General features: G+C 60.5%; 22 protein-coding genes. 9 read left to right on the top strand and 13 right to left on the bottom strand.

The genetic code is table 11. From position 1 onward, the window contains the following. Positions 1 to 20 precede the first annotated feature (20 nt). On the top strand, positions 21 to 1082 hold the full coding sequence (locus AC1DRN_RS11140) for an AraC family transcriptional regulator (RefSeq protein ID WP_223461272.1): 1062 nt from the start codon (positions 21 to 23) through the stop codon (positions 1080 to 1082). On the opposite strand, the gene AC1DRN_RS11135 is transcribed toward AC1DRN_RS11140, so the two are convergent. After that, positions 1039 to 2493 carry a TrkH family potassium uptake protein gene (locus AC1DRN_RS11135; RefSeq protein ID WP_223461274.1) on the bottom strand — a complete coding sequence of 485 codons (1455 nt, stop codon included), beginning with the start codon at positions 2491 to 2493 and terminating at the stop codon, positions 1039 to 1041. The two genes, AC1DRN_RS11140 and AC1DRN_RS11135, sit on opposite strands and share 44 nt — an antisense overlap. Before the next feature lie 121 nt (positions 2494 to 2614). On the opposite strand from AC1DRN_RS11135, the gene AC1DRN_RS11130 reads away from it, so the two are divergent. After that, the gene (locus tag AC1DRN_RS11130; protein ID WP_223461276.1) at positions 2615 to 3181 is read left to right on the top strand and encodes an NAD(P)H nitroreductase; all 567 of its coding nucleotides are present in this window, start codon (positions 2615 to 2617) and stop codon (positions 3179 to 3181) included. 127 nt (positions 3182 to 3308) lie between these two features. On the opposite strand, the gene AC1DRN_RS11125 is transcribed toward AC1DRN_RS11130, so the two are convergent. From AC1DRN_RS11125 to AC1DRN_RS11100, 6 genes are all read right to left on the bottom strand, one after another. After that, a complete protein-coding gene (locus AC1DRN_RS11125) occupies positions 3309 to 4652 on the bottom strand; it encodes a sensor histidine kinase (RefSeq protein ID WP_317851122.1) in 1344 nt (447 codons plus the stop codon). 188 nt (positions 4653 to 4840) lie between these two features. Next, positions 4841 to 5290, bottom strand: a complete 450-nt coding sequence (locus AC1DRN_RS11120) for a Spy/CpxP family protein refolding chaperone (RefSeq protein WP_223461278.1) — start codon at positions 5288 to 5290, stop codon at positions 4841 to 4843. Between the two features lie 137 nt (positions 5291 to 5427). Beyond that, positions 5428 to 6105, bottom strand: a complete 678-nt coding sequence (locus AC1DRN_RS11115; protein WP_223461280.1) for a response regulator transcription factor — start codon at positions 6103 to 6105, stop codon at positions 5428 to 5430. Between the two features lie 7 nt (positions 6106 to 6112). Beyond that, entirely contained in the window at positions 6113 to 6526 is a 414-nt protein-coding gene (locus AC1DRN_RS11110) for an SH3 domain-containing protein (protein WP_223461282.1), read from the bottom strand. Positions 6527 to 6649: 123 nt separating this feature from the next. After that, on the bottom strand, positions 6650 to 6949 hold the full coding sequence (locus AC1DRN_RS11105; RefSeq protein ID WP_108218598.1) for a YciI family protein: 300 nt from the start codon (positions 6947 to 6949) through the stop codon (positions 6650 to 6652). 1 nt (position 6950) lies between these two features. Next, positions 6951 to 7547 carry a septation protein A gene (locus AC1DRN_RS11100; RefSeq protein WP_223461284.1) on the bottom strand — a complete coding sequence of 199 codons (597 nt, stop codon included), beginning with the start codon at positions 7545 to 7547 and terminating at the stop codon, positions 6951 to 6953. 87 nt (positions 7548 to 7634) lie between these two features. Between AC1DRN_RS11100 and AC1DRN_RS11095 the strand changes: the two genes are divergently transcribed. From AC1DRN_RS11095 to AC1DRN_RS11070, 6 genes are all read left to right on the top strand, one after another. Continuing rightward, complete coding sequence (locus tag AC1DRN_RS11095; protein WP_223461286.1) at positions 7635 to 8498, top strand: PHP domain-containing protein; 864 nt, start codon at positions 7635 to 7637, stop codon at positions 8496 to 8498. A 13-nt stretch (positions 8499 to 8511) separates the two neighbouring features. Next, entirely contained in the window at positions 8512 to 9141 is a 630-nt protein-coding gene (locus AC1DRN_RS11090; protein ID WP_108218704.1) for an L-threonylcarbamoyladenylate synthase, read from the top strand. 60 nt (positions 9142 to 9201) lie between these two features. Beyond that, positions 9202 to 9960, top strand: a complete 759-nt coding sequence (locus AC1DRN_RS11085) for a segregation and condensation protein A (RefSeq protein WP_223461458.1) — start codon at positions 9202 to 9204, stop codon at positions 9958 to 9960. Positions 9961 to 9971: 11 nt separating this feature from the next. After that, positions 9972 to 10961 (top strand): SMC-Scp complex subunit ScpB, encoded by a 990-nt coding sequence (gene scpB / locus AC1DRN_RS11080; protein ID WP_223461288.1) that lies wholly within the window; start codon positions 9972 to 9974, stop codon positions 10959 to 10961. A 293-nt stretch (positions 10962 to 11254) separates the two neighbouring features. Further along, positions 11255 to 12466 (top strand): 23S rRNA pseudouridine(2605) synthase RluB, encoded by a 1212-nt coding sequence (gene rluB, locus AC1DRN_RS11075; RefSeq protein ID WP_223461290.1) that lies wholly within the window; start codon positions 11255 to 11257, stop codon positions 12464 to 12466. Positions 12467 to 13329: 863 nt separating this feature from the next. Next, entirely contained in the window at positions 13330 to 14748 is a 1419-nt protein-coding gene (locus AC1DRN_RS11070) for an amino acid permease (protein ID WP_223461292.1), read from the top strand. 107 nt (positions 14749 to 14855) lie between these two features. Here AC1DRN_RS11070 and AC1DRN_RS11065 read toward each other — a convergent pair whose 3' ends face one another. Beyond that, entirely contained in the window at positions 14856 to 15605 is a 750-nt protein-coding gene (locus AC1DRN_RS11065; protein ID WP_223461294.1) for an NAD(P)H-dependent oxidoreductase, read from the bottom strand. Between the two features lie 204 nt (positions 15606 to 15809). Between AC1DRN_RS11065 and arfB the strand changes: the two genes are divergently transcribed. Next, positions 15810 to 16223, top strand: coding sequence for an alternative ribosome rescue aminoacyl-tRNA hydrolase ArfB (gene arfB, locus AC1DRN_RS11060; protein WP_008021374.1), 414 nt, complete (start codon positions 15810 to 15812; stop codon positions 16221 to 16223). On the opposite strand, the gene AC1DRN_RS11055 is transcribed toward arfB, so the two are convergent. The 5 genes from AC1DRN_RS11055 to AC1DRN_RS11035 form a co-directional block, all read right to left on the bottom strand. After that, positions 16220 to 17419 carry an MFS transporter gene (locus AC1DRN_RS11055; RefSeq protein ID WP_223461296.1) on the bottom strand — a complete coding sequence of 400 codons (1200 nt, stop codon included), beginning with the start codon at positions 17417 to 17419 and terminating at the stop codon, positions 16220 to 16222. The two genes, arfB and AC1DRN_RS11055, sit on opposite strands and share 4 nt — an antisense overlap. A 99-nt stretch (positions 17420 to 17518) precedes the next feature. Next, on the bottom strand, positions 17519 to 17704 hold the full coding sequence (locus AC1DRN_RS11050; protein WP_108218605.1) for a hypothetical protein: 186 nt from the start codon (positions 17702 to 17704) through the stop codon (positions 17519 to 17521). Positions 17705 to 17776: 72 nt separating this feature from the next. Next, a complete protein-coding gene (locus tag AC1DRN_RS11045; protein ID WP_263289743.1) occupies positions 17777 to 17908 on the bottom strand; it encodes a hypothetical protein in 132 nt (43 codons plus the stop codon). A gap of 266 nt (positions 17909 to 18174) precedes the next feature. Further along, positions 18175 to 19368: an amino acid aminotransferase gene (locus AC1DRN_RS11040; RefSeq protein WP_223461298.1), complete on the bottom strand. Its 1194-nt coding sequence runs from the start codon at positions 19366 to 19368 to the stop codon at positions 18175 to 18177. Beyond that, a complete protein-coding gene (locus tag AC1DRN_RS11035; protein ID WP_018929944.1) occupies positions 19368 to 19724 on the bottom strand; it encodes a 4a-hydroxytetrahydrobiopterin dehydratase in 357 nt (118 codons plus the stop codon). The genes AC1DRN_RS11040 and AC1DRN_RS11035 overlap by 1 nt, the downstream gene beginning before the upstream one ends. Positions 19725 to 19764: the final 40 nt, after the last annotated feature.

Here is a 19764-nt window from a genome sequence, read left to right as displayed (position 1 = left end):
CCACCATGTAAGAAAACGCCATGAGCGAACGAACGACTTCTGCAAGCTGGGCGATGGGGATTGTCAAAGCGCTGGAGATGGACGGCCTGGATTGTCGGGTTCTGTTCAAACAGCTGGGGCTCGACTATGCGGCACTGGATGATCCCGATGCACGTTTCCCGCAAGACTCCATGACACGGCTGTGGCAGCGCGCGGTCGAGCTGTCCGGCAATCCGGCCATCGGCCTGAACATGGGCAAGGTGGTGCGACCGGCGCAGTTTCATGTGGCCGGTTACGCCTTGATGTCCAGCCAGACTCTCGCTGAAGGCTTTCAGCGTCTGGTGCGCTATCAGCGAATCATCGCCGAAAGTGCCGACCTGAGTTTCAAGCTGCTGGAAGAAGGCTATGCGCTGATTCTGACGGTGCATGGCGATCATCTGCCGCCGACCCGGCAAAGCGCCGAAGCTTCGCTGGCCTGTGCCCTGGCGCTGTGCGGCTGGTTGACCGGGCGTACGTTGCATCCACGCAAAGTGCTGTTGCAAGGCGCCGAGCCGGTCAACCTTGAACCCTATAAACAAGCCTTCCATGCACCGCTGCTATTCAACGCGCCTTACGATGCGCTGATTTTCGAACGCGCGGACATGGAAGCGCCACTGCCGACGGCCAACGAGGCGATGGCCTTGCTGCATGACCGCTTTGCCGGCGAGTACCTGACGCGCTTTTCCGAAAACCGGGTGACCCACCAGGCGCGGCAGGTGTTGTGTCGCCTGTTGCCCCAGGGCGAGCCCAAGCGCGATACGGTGGCGCAGACGCTGCATCTGTCCCAGCGCACCTTGCAACGGCGTTTGCAGGAAGAGGGCACCAGTTTTCAAGTGCTGCTGGACGATACCCGGCGTGAACTGGCCGAGCAGTACCTGGCACAACCGGCCATGACCTTGCTGGAAATCGCCTACTTGCTGGGTTTCGCCGATCCGAGCAACTTCTTCCGCGCTTTCCGTCGCTGGTTCGACGCCACACCCGGCGAGTACCGGATGCGGCTGATGCAAACATCTGAAGCAGTCAATGACGCCAAAATGCTGGAATACACAGCACAAACACCGTAATGATCTCCAGTCGGCCCAGCAGCATGCCGAACGACAGAATCCACTTGGCGGCATCCGGCAGGGTGGCGAAGTTACCCGCCGGGCCGATGGTTTCGCCGAGCCCCGGGCCGACACCGGACACGGTACTGGCCGCGCCGGTGAGGGCGGTCATCCAGTCCACGCCGAGCAGCGACAGCAGTAGCGCAATCACACAGATGGTGATTGCGAAGAAAAACGAAAAGGTCAGGATCGAACGCACGATTTCTTCGTCGAGGCGGTGACCGTTGTACTTCTGCTTGATCACCGCCCGCGGGTGGATCAGCTGGTTAAGGTTGGCCTTGAGCAGGATATAGGCCACCTGGAAGCGGAAAATCTTGATGCCGCCCGCGGTCGAGCCGGAGCAGCCGCCGACAAACCCCAGATAGAAGAACAGCATCAGCGAGAAATTACCCCACAGGCTGTAGTCCCCCAGTGCGAAACCGGTCGTCGTCACCACCGACGTCACGTTCAGCGCCACATGCCGCAACGCCTCCAGCCAATGCAGTTGGGTCGTCCACCAATACCAGGTGCCGAGCACCAGCCAGGTCACCAGCAGCATGCCGAGCAGGCCTTGAACCTGTTCATCCTTGATCAGCGCCCGACGGTTACCACGCAACATGGCGACATACAGGGTGAACGGCAGGGCACCGAGAATCATGATGACGATCGCGACCCAATGCACCGCAGGTTCCGGCCACTTGGCCAAAGACTGGTCGGAGGTGGAGAAGCCGCCGGTGGAAATCGCCGACATCGCGTGGTTGACCGCATCGAACGGGCTCATTCCGGCCCACCAGAACGCCAGGCTGCCGACAATGGTAATGCCGACGTACGCCGCCACGATCAGGCGCGCCACCATGTGCGAGCGGGGCATGACTTTTTCCGAGCGATCCGACGATTCGGTCTGGAACAGCCGCATGCCACCGATGCGCAGCAGCGGCAGAATCGCCACCGCCATGCCGATGAAACCGATGCCACCCAGCCAGTGCAGCAGGGAGCGCCACATCAGAATGCCGGGGGACATGCTGTCCAGGCCGCTGAGCACGGTCGAACCGGTGGCGGTGATGCCGGACATGCTTTCGAAGAATGAATCGGTGTAACTGATGTGCTGGGTCAGCAGGAACGGCAGCGCGGCGAAGATACACACCACCAGCCAACTGCTGACGGTCAGCAGGTACATGTCCCGGGGGCGCAGGTGAATATGCTCTGGGCGCCCCGGAATCACCAGCGCCAAACCGGCGACAAAGGTGATCATGCTGGCCCAGAGGAACGACGGCAGATCGCTGGTGCGGTCGAAAATGACCAGCGTGGCCATGGGTACGACCATGGAGATCGCCAGCGTGATCAGGAAGATGCCGATGATGAAACCAATGATCCGTAAGGTCGGCAACGCCATGAGGTCCGCTCGGCTGATAGTGGAAAGGGCGCCATTCTACCCGCGAGGCAGGGCATGTAAACCGGCACTACTGCGGCAGTTGCCGCTAGAATAGCCGCACAAATTTTTCAGGAGGTGGCCGATGCAGGCTCTCGACGCTTTGCTCAACCGTGTTTCCGTTCCACGACTGATTGACCCTGCGCCCACTGCCGAACAGCGCGAAGTGCTGTTCGGCGCCGCCATGCGCGCCCCGGATCACGGTCACTTGCAGCCGTGGCGCTTCTTGACGGTGGAAGGCGCGGCGCGCGAGCAAATGGGCGAGTTGCTGGCCGAAGCGGCGAAGCTTTCGGACGCAGAAATCAGCGAAGCGGCCATCGACAAGGCACGCAATGGTCCGCTGCGGGCACCGCTGGTGGTAGTGGTGATTGCGCGGTTGCAGGATCACGTCAAGTATCCGAAGTCCGAGCAGTTGCTGGCGGCGGGCTGTGCGGCCCACGGGATTTTGCTGGCGGCCTATGCGCAGGGCATCGGTGCGGTGTGGCGTACCGGTGACCTGGCTTACTCGCCCCATGTGGCCAAGGGGCTTGGCTTGACGGAGGGGGAACAGGTGATTGCCTTCCTGTATCTGGGCACGCCGCAGAAAGAACCGCGAGTGGCCGAGAAGGTCGACCTGGCCGAATTCGTCAGCGCCTGGCCTGGCAAAGTCTGACACCACAAAACCTGTGGGAGCGAGCTTGCTCGCGATGGCGGTTTTTCAGTCACGTTGATGTTGAAGGTGCTAACGCTATCGCGAGCAAGCTCGCTCCCACAGTAGATCTCTGTAGTTCAAACCGGGATCAGGGTTGCACGACAGCCCCCGGCACCAACGGCAATTCCAGACTGGCAATGAACCCGCCCTCCGGGTGATTGGCCAGCACCAGGCTGCCGCCATGTCGCTCCGCTGCTCGCCGGGCAATGGCCAGGCCCAGGCCATGTCCGGCGGCGGTCTGTCCCGGTGCCCGATAGAACGGCTCACCGAGCTGGCTGAGGTTTTCGGCACTGACCCCCGGCCCGTGATCGCGCACGGTCACGACGATCCGCTCACCCTGACGTAGCGCCTGCATTTCGATCGGCAGGCCACCCACCGGATTGAAGCGCTGGGCGTTGCGCAGCAAGTTGTCGACGGCCCGTTCGATCATGGTCGGCCAGCCCTTCAGATTCAGTTGCGACTCGGCTTCAAGGTGGACGAGTTGCTCGGGTGAACCGAGTTGCGCGTCCTTCTGCAGGGTATAAAGCAAGGCGTTCAGATCCACCTCTTCGGCACTGGCGTTATCGGAATCGACCCGCGCCAGTACCAGGATTTCGCTGATCAGCGCCTCCAGTCGGTCGCACTCACGGGTCAGGCGCGGCCAGAGCTGTTCCCGTTCCTGCGCGGTGGCCCGTTCGGCCAGCGCCAGTGCGATACGCAGGCGAGCGAGGGGCGAACGCAGTTCGTGGGACACATCCCGCAGCAGTTGCCGCTGACTGCCAATCAGGCTTTGCAGGCGCGCGCCCATACGGTTGAAGTCGTTGGCCAGGACGCCGAACTCATCGCGACGGTTGGCCAGTTTGACCAGGCTGTTTTGTTGATAGGTGGTTTGGCCAAGGTCATGCACCGCGCCACGCAGACGGCTGAGCGGGCGGGTGATGGAAAAGGTCACGAGCAGACTGAACAGGGTCAGCACCACCAGGGCGATCCCCAGCGCACTGAGCGGCCAGAGCAGGCTCTCGCGGTGCCAGGCGTCCAGTTCCGGGTGCGGAATGCGGTAGATGAACAGGTAGGTGTCACCGGTTTTTTCGCTGGTGAACTCATCGGTCAGACGCCGCCACGGCAGGCGCCGGTCATTGTTGTTCTGTCGCGCCTCAAAGGCCGCCGCACGTTTGGGGAAGGTGCCGCGCACTACAGGGTCGCCACTTTCGTTGAGCACCTGAACGTCGATGTGATACTGGCGTTTGCGTTGCTGGAGAATGTCCTGGGCGGCGTCTTCGCCCTGACTTTCGTAGGTTTGCGTCCACTGTTCGGCCAGCGTGTTGAGGCCCGGGTGGCGGCTGAGAATCCATGCGTCCTGGTTGAGCATGTGCCCGAGCAGGATGGAAAGCCCTGCAACCAGAGCGATGGCCAGCCAGAAGCTGGCCAGGATACGCCAGAACAATGAACGCACGGAAAATCCTCAGGCAAACACAACCCCTGTGGGAGCGAGCTTGCTCCGGGCGGCGTTCCGACGATGGCGGTCTTTCAGTCACGTTGATGTTGAACGTGCTGACGCTATCGCGAGCAGGCTCGCTCCCACAGTGATAGGTGTGGTGTCAGACCCAACGGTGCTTGGCCGTCGGGTCCCGGGTCAGCGCATTATTGCGCTTTTTGCTGTTGTTGCGCTTTCCAGGCTTTGAACTCGGCCCACTCGGCGCGGCGTTCGGCCTGTTTTTTCTGGATCTCGTCGAATTTCTTCTGTTGATCCGGTTTCAGCAAGGCGCGCACGTCCGCTTCAGCTTTCTTGTGGTTAGCGGCCATCTCGTCTTTCATGGCTTTCTGGTCGGCTGGCGAGAGTTTCTCCAGGTACTTCTCGACCAGTTGCTTACGCTCGTGCATCTGCTCGCCCATGATCTTGCGGATCTGCTCGCGCTGTTCGCGGCTCAGGTCCAGTTCACTGTAGGGGCCTTTGCCGTGCATGCCGTGCATCTGACCGCCGTGGCGCGAACCGTCCATCGGCCCATCCATCGGGCCGGTGCCTTCAGGCATGGCCATGGCAACGGTCGGCAGGGCAGCAGCGAACATCAGAGCGATAAGAGTCTTGCGCATGGTGAATCTCCTTGTCTCGTTCCCGGTACGTTCCGGATGAATACAGATTACGCAGATCAAGGTCAGCGGCGGTCAGCGGAGGGTAAAGCTTGGGTAAAGACGGTTTTCCGCCGACCTGACAAACCCGTATACGGGGATCAGAGGCTGTAGTAGTAGCCGCGGCTGCGCAGGGCGACGATGCGCGGTCGACCATCGGGGTGTGGGCCGATCTTCTTGCGCAGGTTGCTGACGTGCATGTCCAGGCTGCGGTCGTACAGGGTCAGCTTGCGACCGAGAGCGATCTGCGCCAGTTCCTGTTTGTCCAGGGGTTCGCCGGGTTGCTTGAGCAGGGCTTCCAGCAGGCGGCTTTCGGAAACAGTGAGGGTGAACTCTTGCTCATCGATGCTGACCACGCCGCGCACCGGGCTGAAACACAGGTCGCCCAGTTCCATCTGGCTGGACACCGCTGCCGGGTGGCTACGACGCAGCACAGCGCGCAGGCGGGCGGTCAGTTCCCGTGGATCGCAGGGTTTGGCCAGGTAATCGTCGGCGCCGAGCTCCAGGCCGAGGATGCGGTCCAGGGGCTCGCCCCGGGCCGAGAGCATCAGCACCGGCAGATCCGGGTGATCGCTGCGCAACTGCTTGAGCAGTTCCAGGCCGCTACCATCGGGCAACATCACATCCAGAACCACGGCCGCCGGGGCGGTTTCGGTCAGTGCACGGCGCGCGCTCTGGCCGTCGTGACAGGCACGTACCTGAAACCCTTCCTGGCTCAGCCAACTGCTCAGGAGCTCACACAGCTCCTGATCATCATCAATAAGTAACAGCTCGCTCATGACTCACTCAATTTAGCCATTGTCGACGTTTTCGACTTGCTCCACTGGCGAAGATACCGCAGAGCAGAGCCAATAGCGCTACCCCGGCGCCAATGACAAACCATTGTTGCTGGTCGGTCAGCAGGCGCGGCAGCGGACTGCTGGCCTGGGCTTCCTTGAGTTGCAGCTTCAAGCGCTGGTTCTCCTGGCGCAACCGGGCCAGCAGCGGGCTTTCGCGTTCGCCATCGGCAGTTTGCAATTGTTTGCTCAGTTCATCCCGTTGCCGTTCGCTTTCTTTCAAGCGTTGCTGCAACTCGGTGATCTGGCTGCCGGCGCTCAAGGAAAGCGGCGTCGAATTACCGCCCTCGACACTTTCCTCACCGTGGGCGGGCGCCCCGATCGACAACGTGACCAACATCAGACACAACGGACCCTTGCGCATCGCGACTCCTGATTCCAAGACGAGTATTGGGCAGGTTGTCGGCAGGCAAACGAGAATAATGAGCGATTGAGAGCGCGAYGAACCGACAAGGTTCATCGCGTGGGGGCAATTGCGAGAAGAAAGTTACGGAAGGACTTGCTTGAACGGCTTGACCAGAACGTTGGCATAGACGCCTGCGGCGATGTACGGATCAGCGTCGGCCCAGGCCTGGGCGGCGCTCAGGGAATCGAATTCGGCGACGATCAGGCTGCCGGTGAAACCCGCCGCGCCCGGATCATTGCTGTCGACCGCCGGATTTGGACCGGCCAGAACGATGCGACCTTCGCCCTTGAGCACTTGCAGGCGCTCGAGGTGCGCAGGCCGTGCGGCCAGGCGGGCTTCCAGGGAGTTGGCGACGTCTGTGGCAATGATTGCGTAAAGCATGTCAGTCCTCGGTTTTTGGCGTAGTGGTATCGGCATCGTGCAGATGGCGGGACAGGTAGATGCCCTGGCCGACCAGGAACAGCAAAGTCATGCCCAGGCTGCCGAAGACCTTGAAGTCGACCCAGTAGCTCTGGAAGGTGAACGCGACAAACAGGTTGGCGGCACCGCAAAACAGGAAGAAGGCGATCCAGGCGATGTTCAGGCGCGTCCAGACCGGCTCCGGCAAGGTCAGCGCGTGGCCCATGATGCGCTTGATCAGCAGGCTGTCACCGACGAAGTGGCTGCCGATGAACGCCAGGGCGAACAGCCAGTTGACCACCGGGGCTTTCCACTTCAGGAAAGTCTCGCTGTGGAACGCCAGGGTCAGGCTACCGAAGACCAGGCAGGCGATCAGGGTCAGCCACTGGCTCTTCTCCAGCTTGCGCTGTTTGATGAACAGTGTGCCGTAGACCACCAGGGAGCTGACGATCAGCATCGCGGTGGCGCTGTAAATACCGCCTAGAGTGACCTCATGGCCGGCGATGTCGACGACCCGTGGATCGATCTTGAAGACGATGAAAAACAGCAGGAGCGGGATGAAATCGATGAATTGTTTCACAGTGGCAGCCAGAAGCAGGATGTGGCGGCATAATAACAAACATATGGGCGTGCGATAGCGCCAGCTGATTTGAGGTTACAAAGCCCTGTGAATGTTGATTTGCACTGCCATAGCACGGCCTCCGATGGCGCCCTGGCGCCTGCGGTTCTGGTGGCGCGGGCGTACGAGAAAGGCGTGCGAGTCCTGGCCCTGACCGATCACGACACCCTTGAAGGCCTTGACGAGGCCCGCCACGCGGCCACCGCGCTGGGGATGCAACTGGTCAATGGCGTCGAATTGTCCTGCACCTGGGGCGGCGCGACCATTCATGTCCTGGGCTACGGTTTTGACGTGAACGCCGCGCCGTTGGTCGAGGCCATCGCCAGATTGCATGATGGCCGCTGGCTGCGCTCCGAGGAAATCAGCCGCAAACTCGCGCTCAAAGGTATGCCGGGGGCGCTGGAAGGCGCCCGCAAGATCCAGCAGGAGCTGGGCGACAGCGGTAACGCGCCGGCCCGCCCGCATTTCGCCGACTGGATGGTGCGTGAAGGTTTCGTCAAGGATCGCGCCGAGGCGTTCCGTAAATGGCTGGGTGCTGGCAAGCTGGGCGACGTCAAGCAACACTGGCCGACCCTGGAAGAAACCGTCGAAACCCTGCGCGCAGCCAAAGCCTGGGTCAGCCTGGCACACCCCTGGCACTACGAATTTACCCGAAGCAAGCGTCGTCGCCTGATTGCCGACTATATTCAAGCAGGGGGCCACGCCATCGAAGTGGTCAATGGTTACCAGCCTGCCGAGCAAGTGGGCAGCCTGGCCATTCTGGCCCGCGAGTTCGGTCTGCTGGTCAGCGCCGGCAGTGATTTTCATGGCCCTGGAGGCTGGTCGGAGATCGGTGAATACCGGCCACTCCCGGAGGATCTGCCACCACTATGGTGTCGATTCAAACATGACCCAGTTATTGCCGCCGTCTGAACAGGTAGAGAATGTGAGTCAATTTTTCCAGATTCATCCGGAAAACCCGCAAGCGCGCCTGATAAAACAGGCAGTCGAGATCATCCGCAAGGGCGGGGTGGTGATTTATCCCACAGACTCTTCCTACGCCATTGGTTGCCAGATCGGCGACAAAGTGGCTGTGGAGCGCGTGCGACGTTTGCGCGGGCTGGATGAAAAGCACAACTTCGCGCTGATTTGCTGCGATCTGTCGCAACTGGGGCTGTTTGCCAAGATCGACACCGGCACTTTCCGCTTGCTCAAGGCCCACTTGCCGGGGCCGTACACGTTCATTCTCAACGCCACCCGCGAAGTACCGCGACTGTTGTTGCACCCGAAGAAGCGCACCATCGGCCTGCGGGTGCCAAGCCATCCGATTGCCCTGGCACTGCTGGAGCAGCTCGGCGAGCCGTTGATGAGCGTGAGTCTGATCATGCCCGGTGAAACCGACCCTATGTTCGATCCCTATGAAATGCGCCAGCTGCTCGAACATCAGGTTGATCTGATCATCGACGGCGGCTTCGGCGGGATCAAGGCGTCCACCGTGATCAACCTCGCCGACGGCGAGCCGGAAGTCATCCGCGTTGGCTGCGGCGACCCTGCGCCGTTCATGGTCGAGGCCTAGATGTCCGCAGTAGAACCCGTCGACAGTCAGGCCGGAGCCCAGCAGGAACTGCCCTTCGCCATGGTCTATGGCCAGGCGGTCATGGAAATGCCGCTGGACCTGTACATTCCGCCGGATGCCCTCGAGGTCTTCCTCGAAGCCTTCGAAGGGCCCCTCGACCTGCTGCTGTACCTGATCCGCAAACAGAACATCAACATTCTCGACATCCCGGTGGCGGAAATCACCCGCCAGTACATGGGCTACGTCGAGTTGATGCAGTCGGTGCGCCTGGAACTGGCCGCCGAATACCTGGTGATGGCCGCGATGCTGGCCGAGATCAAGTCGCGGATGCTGCTGCCACGGGCCGAAACCGTCGAAGACGAAGAGGAAGACCCGCGCGCCGAACTGATCCGCCGCTTGCAGGAATACGAGCGTTTCAAGGCTGCCGCCGAAGGCATCGATGGGCTGAGTCGCGTTGGCCGTGATGTGGTGGTGCCCAAGCTTGACGCCCCGCAAGCCCGGGCGCGCAAGCTGTTGCCGGACGTGCGCTTGTCAGAGCTGCTGTTGTCCATGGCCGAGGTGTTGCGCCGTGGCGATATGTTCGAAAGCCATCAGGTCAGCCGCGAGGCGCTGTCGACCCGCGAGCGTATGAGCGATGTGCTTGAACGCCTCAAGGGCGGCGGTTTCGTGCCGTTTGTCGAGCTGTTCACCGCTGAAGAAGGGCGCCTGGGGGTGGTGGTGACCTTCATGGCGATCCTTGAGTTGGTCAAGGAATCCCTGGTCGAGCTGGTGCAGAATGAGCCATTTGCCGCGATCCACGTGCGAGCCCGAGCCGAATAACGAGTCGAAACATGAACCTGAGTGAACCCCGTGATCTGGCACCCTTGCTCGAAGCCTTTCTGTTGGCTTCGGGAAAGCCGCAATCTCTGGAAAGCCTGTTCGAACTCTTCGAGGAAGGCGAGCGCCCGGAGCCGCCGGTCTTCAAGAAGGCCCTGGCGATTCTGGCCAAGTCCTGCGATGGCCGCGCCTTTGAACTCAAGGAAGTGGCCTCGGGTTATCGCCTGCAAATTCGCGAGAAATTTGCGCCTTGGGTCGGGCGTCTGTGGGAAGAGCGCCCGCAGCGTTACTCCCGTGCCATGCTGGAAACCATGGCCCTGATCGCCTATCGCCAACCGATTACCCGTGGCGAAATCGAAGACGTGCGGGGTGTGGCGGTCAACAGCAACATCGTCAAGACGCTGATGGAGCGCGAGTGGATCCGCATCGTCGGCTACCGTGACGTGCCCGGCAAACCGGCGATGTTCGCGACCACCAAGGCGTTCCTCGATCACTTCAACCTGAAGAACCTCGACGACCTGCCGCCGCTGGCGGAACTGCGCGAGCTGGAACCGGATCCGGTGCTCGATTTCGATGACGCGCCCGTACCCGCCGGGCTTCAGGAGTTGGCCGACGCCAGCGCCGAGCAGGAAGAGCCGAAGGAAGAAACCAGTTTCCACACGCTGTTGCTGGAACTGGACAGCATGGAGGAGGGGCTCAAGACCGACTTCGACGATTTGCTGCGTGATGGTGCGTCGCCTGAATTCGATCCGGAACAGTCGGTTATCGAACCGGAAGTCGAAGCGGCGCAGCCCGAGACTGAGTCGGAAGGCGAGCCTGAGCCGGAAATTGAACCGGAGCAGGACGACGACATCCTTGGCGTTGCCGAAGCCCGGGAAAAACTCCTGGCCGCCGTGGCTGCCCTCGAACAGCCGAAACCCGAGCCGGAGCTTTCGGACGAAGAGGCCGAGGCCCAGGCCCTGGCGGAAGCCATCGAAGCCGAGCGCCGCCAGTTCGAAGACTGATGCAATTCTCATGAACAATGGATATTCACTGTGGGAGCGAGCTTGCTCGCGATGGCGGCAGTACATTCAACATCAATGTGACTGAAAAACCGCTATCGCGAGCAAGCTCGCTCCCACAGGGTTTTGTGTTCGCAAGCAAGCTGCGTGTCACCGGTCAGCGGAAAAACAAATAACCTTGCATTGATCAGCTAGTCTCTGATGCGCAAACGCCCGCATGCGCGTATGATTCGCGACCCTTCGGCGATCCCTTCGCCCAAGTACCCAGTTTTCAGACCACACCGGGAGGTGCCCAGATGAGTATCAAAGACCAGCAAGACGACCAGCCAATCGGCCCAGCAGGCGAAAAACTGCAGAAAGTCCTCGCCCGTATCGGCGTCGGCTCGCGCCGTGACGTGGAAGCCTGGATCAGCCACGGCCGCATCAAGGTCAACGGCAAAGACGCCACCCTTGGTCAGCGTGTCGATATGCACGACGCCATCACCATCGATGGCAAGGTGATCAAGCGTGAAGAGGCCGCCGAGTCGGTCCGCCGCGTGATCATGTACAACAAGCCCGACGGCGAAATCTGCACCCGTGTCGACCCTGAAGGTCGTCCGACGGTGTTCGACAAGCTGCCGCGTCCGAAAGAAGGGCGCTGGATCAACATCGGCCGTCTCGACATCAATACCACCGGTTTGCTGATGTTCACCACCGACGGTGAACTGGCCAACCGTTTGATGCACCCGTCCTACGAGATGGACCGCGAGTACGCCGTGCGTGTACGCGGTGAAGTCGACGACGAGATGATCGAGCGCCTGAAGGCTGGCGTTGTCCTTGAAGATGGCCCGGCCAGGTTCACCGACATCAAGCAGGCGCCAGGTGGCGAAGGTTTCAACCACTGGTACCACTGCGTGGTGATGGAAGGTCGTAACCGTGAAGTGCGTCGCCTGTGGGAATCCCAGGGCCTGGTGGTCAGCCGTCTGAAGCGCGTGCGTTTCGGCCCGGTGTTCCTCAACTCTGACCTGCCGATGGGCCGCTGGCGTGAAATGAGCCAGTACGAAGTCGACATTCTCAGCGCCGAAGTTGGCCTGACGCCGGTAGCCATGCCGCAACTCAACGCCAAGAGCAAGGACAAGCTCGACCGGATGCAGCGTAAATCGTCGCGGCCGATGGCCAGGACCGAGCGCGTGCGCACCCTGCGTCCAGCGAATGGCGGGCCTGCTGCCCCGCGTGAAAACCGCGAGCCGCAGATCGAAGGCGAGCGTCCAGGTCGCAAGCCAGCCGCCCGTCAGGACGGGGAACGCGGTCCACGCACGCCACGTCCGGCCAACGGCCGTAGCGAGCGTGGCGAAGGTCGTGGTACGCCGGTGGCGGACCGTCCGGTCGACACCAAGCGCCCGGCCAAGCCTGCACCGAAGCGTCCGGGGATCAAACTGGTCGACGGTGACACGCCATCGGGCAAGCGCCGTGGCGCACCAGCCGGTTCCGGCCAGCGTCCGGGCTTTGGTCGTCGCAAGCCGGAGTGAGGCAGCTGTAAGCTGAAAACTCCAGGTAAAAAACGTCAATCTTCGGGTTGGCGTTTTTTTTTGCCAGGCTTTGTGTCTGTGTTGTGTTTGAGTACGCCATCRCGAGCAAGCTCGCTCCCACAGGGAAATGAGTTTGCTTGGAGAATCGCGATCAAAATGTGGGAGCGAGCTTGCTCGTGATGGCGTCAGTCGCCGCACCGAGAGCTTCAATGTGGAAACGCTAATTTACGTCGTGTAAAGAAAACCTGACAAAATCCACCGATTAACCCCGTGGATTCGCCACCTCCTGGATTCCGTAAGAAAACTCTTACGCGTCAGCGCCTTCCTTCCTACATCCGACCCCCTAGCCCGCTTGTTTCCCCGCTCCATGCAGGGTGTTATGCGCGCCATGCCTGTCGTGCAGGTGCATAACAAAAAGGAGGCGCAATGAACGCCGTATTCCATCTCCATCTCTCTGCGAGGGGCGGTTTTCCTGCCTTTCCCGTCGATGATCCGCAAGGATCTGACCCTTTTTTTGCAGCCGCCCGAGCACCTCGGGGCGGACACAGGCAATCCCGGCCATAGGCACGCTTGTCCAGCGGGTCTGTCAGCAGGGGGTTACAGGTGTACAATGCGCCGCGTTTTACCTGTGACCTCCTGCGCACCTGCGCAAACCTCAAGGCTATCCGCCTTGTTCACTCCGTCGCGTCACGAGCGTGTCGGGTTCGATTTCGTCGCAGATAAAAACAAACAGGTGACGCATGACCGTTGTAAATACGCTGAACTCCTGGTGCCTGCGCTGGGGTTTGATCGGTGCCGCTTAACGCTTTTCTTGAGCAGCAACGTCTACTGAACATCATCAAACCTTGCGTGAGACCCTTTTCATGAGTGGACAACACCCGCAATCAGGCGAGCTGAAACGCGGCCTGAAAAATCGCCACATTCAATTGATCGCCCTCGGTGGCGCGATCGGTACCGGTTTGTTCCTCGGCTCGGCAGGGGTACTGAAATCCGCCGGCCCGTCGATGATCCTCGGCTACGCCATCTGCGGCTTCATCGCCTTCATGATCATGCGCCAACTGGGCGAAATGATCGTCGAAGATCCGGTGGCCGGCTCCTTCAGCCATTTTGCGCACAAGTACTGGGGCGGCTTTGCCGGCTTCCTGTCGGGCTGGAACTGCTGGATTCTGTACATTCTGGTGGGCATGTCCGAGCTGACTGCGGTCGGCAAATACATCCACTACTGGGCGCCGGACATCCCGACCTGGGTCTCCGCAGCGGCCTTCTTCGTGCTGATCAACGCGATCAACCTGGCCAACGTCAAAGTGTTCGGCGAGGCCGAGTTCTGGTTTGCGATCATCAAGGTCGTGGCGATCGTCGGCATGATTGCCCTGGGCAGCTACCTGCTGGTCAGCGGCAATGGCGGCCCGCAAGCGGCGGTCAGTAACCTGTGGTCCCACGGTGGCTTCTTCCCGAACGGCGTCAGCGGCCTGGTGATGGCCATGGCTTTCATCATGTTTTCCTTTGGCGGCCTGGAAATGCTCGGTTTCACCGCAGCGGAAGCCGACAAGCCGAAAACCGTGATCCCGAAAGCCATCAACCAGGTGATCTACCGGATCCTGATTTTCTACATCGGTGCCCTGGTCATCCTGCTGTCGTTGACCCCGTGGGACAGCTTGCTGACCACCCTCAACGCCTCCGGTGATTCCTACAGCGGCAGCCCGTTCGTGCAAGTGTTCTCGATGCTGGGCAGCAACACCGCCGCGCACATCCTCAACTTCGTGGTCCTGACTGCGGCGTTGTCGGTGTACAACAGCGGCACCTACTGCAACAGCCGCATGCTGCTGGGCATGGCCGAGCAGGGCGATGCGCCGAAAGGTCTGGCGAAGATCGACAAGCGCGGCGTGCCGGTGCGCTCGATTCTGGCCTCGGCCGCCGTGACCCTGATCGCGGTACTGCTGAACTACCTGATCCCGCAAAACGCGCTGGAACTGCTGATGTCGCTGGTGGTGGCCACCCTGGTGATCAACTGGGCGATGATCAGCTACTCGCACTTCAAGTTCCGCCAGCACATGAACAAGACCAAACAGACGCCGCTGTTCAAGGCCCTGTGGTATCCGTACGGCAACTACATCTGCCTGGCGTTCGTGGTGTTCGTCCTTGGCGTGATGCTGTTGATTCCGGGGATTCAGACATCGGTGTATGCGATTCCAGTGTGGCTGGTGTTCATGTGGGTCTGCTACTGGATCAAGAACAAGCGCAGTGCACAGCACGTGTCGAATGCCACGCCTGCTGTTAACTAAAGGCATCGAGCAATAACAAAAACCCGGCCTTGTGCCGGGTTTTTGTTGTATGAAGTTGTAAGGCTCGCGGGTAAGAATAGTTGCCTGGACGTAATGTTCAGCGAATTTTAATTATGACTGTGTTGAATAAAAGGCGTGTAACTCGGCGCGCCCTGTTTCAACTGGCCATGTTCGTCCCAGTCATCGGGCGAGTTGAAGGGAAGTACCGCTGCTTGATCGATGTTGCAACAGTGCGAACGGTAGCGTTGCAGTTCCTCCTCAAGATCACGCCCGGCTGCCGTGCAACCCGCCCAGATGCCGTGAATCAGGTGAGCCTGGAGCACCTCGAAGCCAACGTAACGGAAGGCGTACTGAATCGGCCATAACAGCATATGGGTGTTGCCCTCTCGACCATTGGGCGCGCACTCGTCTGCCGATGAGCCGGTGGTGACGCACAGAAGTACTTTTTTGCCTCGGCATACCCCTTGCTCGAAGCGCTGTTCACTCGAGTAAAGGCCGCCGTAAACCAATACTCGATCCATCCAGCCCTTGAGCATTGCGGGGGCGCCGAACCACCACAGGGGAAACTGGATAACCAGCAGATCGGCCCAGTCAATGGCCGCCAGTTCCTGCGCCACCTGTGCGGGCAAGGTTCCGTTCTCGTAACCGAAGCGCTGCTCGGCCTGTACGTCGAAGCGCTGGCTGTCCTTGCGTTGCTGAAAGTGTCGGGCGTGCTCGCAGGCATCGAAGTTCTGCGCATACAGGTCGTTGACCCTGACACGATGTCCCTGGGCTTCGAACGTATCGCTCGCGGTTGTTACCAGACTGTTGGTGAATGACGTGGGTTCCGGGTGTGCAGACACTATATAGATATTCATTGTTGGCTAATGAACTCCAGAGTTCGGTGGGGTGAATTCCATTCAAAACTCAGGATAGGCTTTTAGTGACCTGGGACGCTGGCTGGATATGTTCCCGAATGTAAGGCATTAAAACAGCTGAATCTCATTCAGTTGTTCCGGGCAGGGTCAATACGCGGCAGCGAAATGGCGTATCCTGCCCACTCTGTTTACGGATTTTTTTTCATGCTGGTCATTTCCAACAACGTGCATCTGCCGGATGCCGAGATCGAGTTGACGGCCATTCGCGCTCAGGGCGCCGGTGGGCAGAACGTCAACAAGGTCTCCAGTGCCGTGCACCTGCGCTTCGACATTCCGGCGTCGTCCCTGCCCGAGTTCTACAAGGAGCGGCTACTGGCGCTACGCGACAGCCGCATCACCAGCGACGGTGTGTTGATCATCAAGGCCCAGCAGTACCGCACGCAGGAGCAGAACCGCGCCGATGCACTGTTGCGGCTGACCGAGTTGATCCTCAGTGCCACCAAGGTCGAGAAAAAGCGCCGTCCGACCAAGCCGACACTCGGCTCGAAGACCCGTCGCCTCGAGTCCAAGAGCAAGCGAGGCAACATCAAGGCCGGGCGCGGCAAGGTCGATTTCTAACGGACATCCCGCGTTTCTCGTTGCTTTGGCGCCTGCCAATACAAGTAAAGGCTCAGTATCAATCCGCTCAAGGCGGCGAAGGCAGCGAACAGGAAGATCGAAGCGAACCCGAATCCGGCCGCAATGGCGCCGGCGAGCGGCCCGGTGATCCCCAGCGACAAGTCGATGAACAGCGAATAGGCGCCGACGGCTGCGCCACGGCTGGAGGCCGGGACCAGGTTGACCGCTTCCACCCCCAGCGCCGGAAACACCAGCGAAAAGCCAAAACCGCTCAGCGCCGCTCCCGCCAGAGCCCAATGTGCATCTGGTGCCAGCCACAGCAACAGCAACCCGAGTGTTTCCACTGACAGGCAGGCAATGGCGACGCGAAAGCCGCCGAGGCGGTTGATCAGGTTGCCGAACAGCAAGCGCGCGCTGATGAAGCTGGCGCCGAACAGGCTCAGGCACAGCACGGCGTTATCCCAGTGTTGCGTGGCGTAATACAGGGTGATGAAGGTGGCGATGGTGCCAAAACCAATGGAGCCCAGGGCCAGTCCGCAGCCGTGGGGGAAGACCCGCCCGAGCACGTGGATGAACGGCAGGCGCTCACCGGCAACGATCGGCGTGGCGGTTTTCGGCCAGGCCAGCAGCAGGCCGAGCACGGCCAGCAACACAATGCTTACGCCCATGCTCCACAAGCCCAGTCGATGGACGAGCAAAACACCCAAGGGCGCGCCGACGGCCAGTGCGCCATAGCTGGCGATTCCGTTCCACGAAATGACTTTGGCCGTATTCGCCGCGCCGACCCGGCCGATGCCCCAGCCAATCGAGCCCGAGCCCACCAGGCTTTCCGCGCTGCCGAGAACCAGACGGCCGATCAGCAGGCTGAACAGGCTCAAGGCCGGCAGGCTCTGGGTCCAGGCCGAGATCAACATGAACACACCACTCAAGCCGCAACCGGCCAGGCCATACATCACGGCCAGTTTGCTGCCCTTGTTGTCGATGATCTTCCCTGCATAGGGGCGGCTGAGCAGGGTGGCCAGGTATTGCACGCTGATCACCAGGCCCGCGATCACCGCGCCGAACCCCAGGTCGCTGTGGACGTAACCGGGCAATACGGCCAGGGGGATGCCGATGTTCAGGTAGCCGATGAAGGTGAAAAGGACGATGGAAACGACTTGCAGCGTGACCGCCAGGGGGCGCTGGTTTTCAGGCATGGGTAAAGGTCCACGGTAAAGCAGGATAGATAGGCTGCTTATGATAGCGGTGTGGACGGTCGCAGGTTGTGAAAAAGTAAAACTATTTGCCGGGCGCTGTCATTCAGGTTTGACGGGAGCGACCAGCTGCGTGGTGACCAGGGCGGCCAGCGCATTTTCCTGGGTGCCGAAGCGGGCGAGCAAGGCGGCTTGTTTCTCGGGGGAGAGGCGATTCCAGATCTCGATCATTTTCTCGGCGGTGCCGATCAGGACGCTGGCCTGCGCTTCGCTGAATTCATCGGTCATGGGTAAAGACTCTTTCAGGCAGTGTGGAAAGCGCATGTTAGCGCTTTCCACACGGTCTGTACGGCGGGTGTTTCAGTCTTCTCTGTCAGCCTGGCGGCTGCCAGTGGCTTCTTTCGGCTCGGGCTGTTGGGCTCCGGCTTGCTGCGTGGTCGTCTGCTCAGGTTCGTGCAGGCTTGGGAAGGGGAGATTAGGAATCTCGTGCATGGTCGCGCTCCTCGCTAAGTCTGTTGATAGATCTGGTAGATCCGCGCTTTAAAAAAAGCTTGGGCAGGATACAGCACTGAAAATGACAAACAGACTTTTATATCCATTTGTTTCGACGGATGGGGTTGTATAGACAGATCGATAACAGTTGCGCAGAAACAACTGTGGGAGCGAGCTTGCTCGCGATGGCGGCCTGACAGTCAACAGAGATGTTGAATGTTATGGCCTCATCGCGAGCAAGCTCGCTCCCACAGGGTTTGGTGGTGTTATTTGCAAACCTTGGCAATCGCCTCAGCCAGCAAATCCAGGCGCGTTGCATCAATGCCTGCGACGTTAGCCCGTCCTGAGCTAACCATGTAAACACTGTGATGATCCCGCAGGTTCTTCACTTGTTCCGGCGACAGGCCGGTGTAGGAGAACATCCCGCGTTGCACGCCAATGTGCGCAAAGCGCTCGCGCAAACCGTGAGGCTCCAGCGCCTCCACCAGACCGCTGCGCAGTTGGGCAATACGCAGGCGCATGGCTTCCACTTCGTCAGCCCAGAGGTTTTTCAGTTCCGGGTCGCCGAGGATGGTCGCGACCACGGCCGCACCGTGATCCGGCGGCGTCGACCACAGGTTGCGGGCGATGTTGGCCAGTTGGCTGCGGATGTCGGTGAGCTTGTCGGCGGTTTTCGCGCAGACAATCAGCGCGCCGGTACGGTCGCGGTACAGGCCGAAGTTTTTCGAACAGGAACTGGTGATCAGCAGCTCCGGCAACTCGGCGGCGAACAGCCGGGTCGACCAGGCATCCTGTTCCAGGCCATCGCCGAATCCTTGATACGCGAAGTCGATCAGTGGCAGCAGTTCGCGCTTGCGTACGACCTCCAGCACCCGCTGCCAGTCATCCTGGGACAGGTCGAATCCGGTCGGGTTGTGGCAGCAGGCGTGCAGCAACACCACGTCACCCTTGGGCGCTTCATTGAGCGCCGCCAGCATGCCGTCGACGTCGAGCCGGTTGTCACTGCCCACGTACGGGTAGTGGCTGACCTTGACCTTGGCTGTCGCAAAAATCGTTTCGTGGATCGGCCAGGTCGGGTTGCTCAACCACACGCCACGGCCCGGCAGGCATTGGGCGATGAAGTCCGCGCTCAGGCGCAAAGCCCCGGTGCCGCCCGGAGTCTGGGTGGCGCCGGCGCGTTGTGCGCTGATCAGCTTCGAGTCGACGCCCAGCACCAGCTCATTGATGGCCTTGCCGAATGCGGGCTCGCCGTGGCCACCGATGTAGGTCTTGGTGGACTGACGATCCACCAGGCGCTGCTCGGCAAGTTTCACCGACTCGAGAATCGGCGTCAGGCCCTGGGCGTCTTTGTAGACACCCACGCCCAAATCGAACTTGCGCGGGTTCGGGTCCTGCGCGTAGGCCTCCATCAGGCCGAGGATCGGGTCGCCAGGCACTCGACCGATGGCGTCGAAATGCATTACTTGCGCCCCTCAGCATCCTTCGCCACTTCGTCAGTGCGCGCGGCCATGATGAAGTCGTTGCGGTGCAGGCCCTTGATCGAGTGGCTCCACCAGGTCACGGTGACTTTGCCCCACTCGGTCAGCAGGCCCGGGTGGTGGCCTTCGGCCTCGGAGATTTCACCAACGGCGTTGGTGAAGGCGAGGGCATGTTTGAAGTTCTTGAACAGGAAGACCTTTTCCAGCTGCATGACGCCGTCGCGTACTTCGATGTTCCAGTCCGGGATCTGCTTGATCAGGATCGGCAGTTCTTCATCGCTGACTTGTGGGGCGTCGGCGCGGCAGGCTTCGCAATGGGCTTGGTTCAAAGTGGACATGATGTGTTTCCCGTAATCGAGTGTTTTTATATCGGTCGAC

It is taken from the genome of Pseudomonas sp. P5_B3 (genome assembly GCF_056400405.1).
The sequence above is the reverse complement of the archived record's forward strand: the minus strand, read 5'-3'. Positions and strand labels throughout refer to the sequence as shown.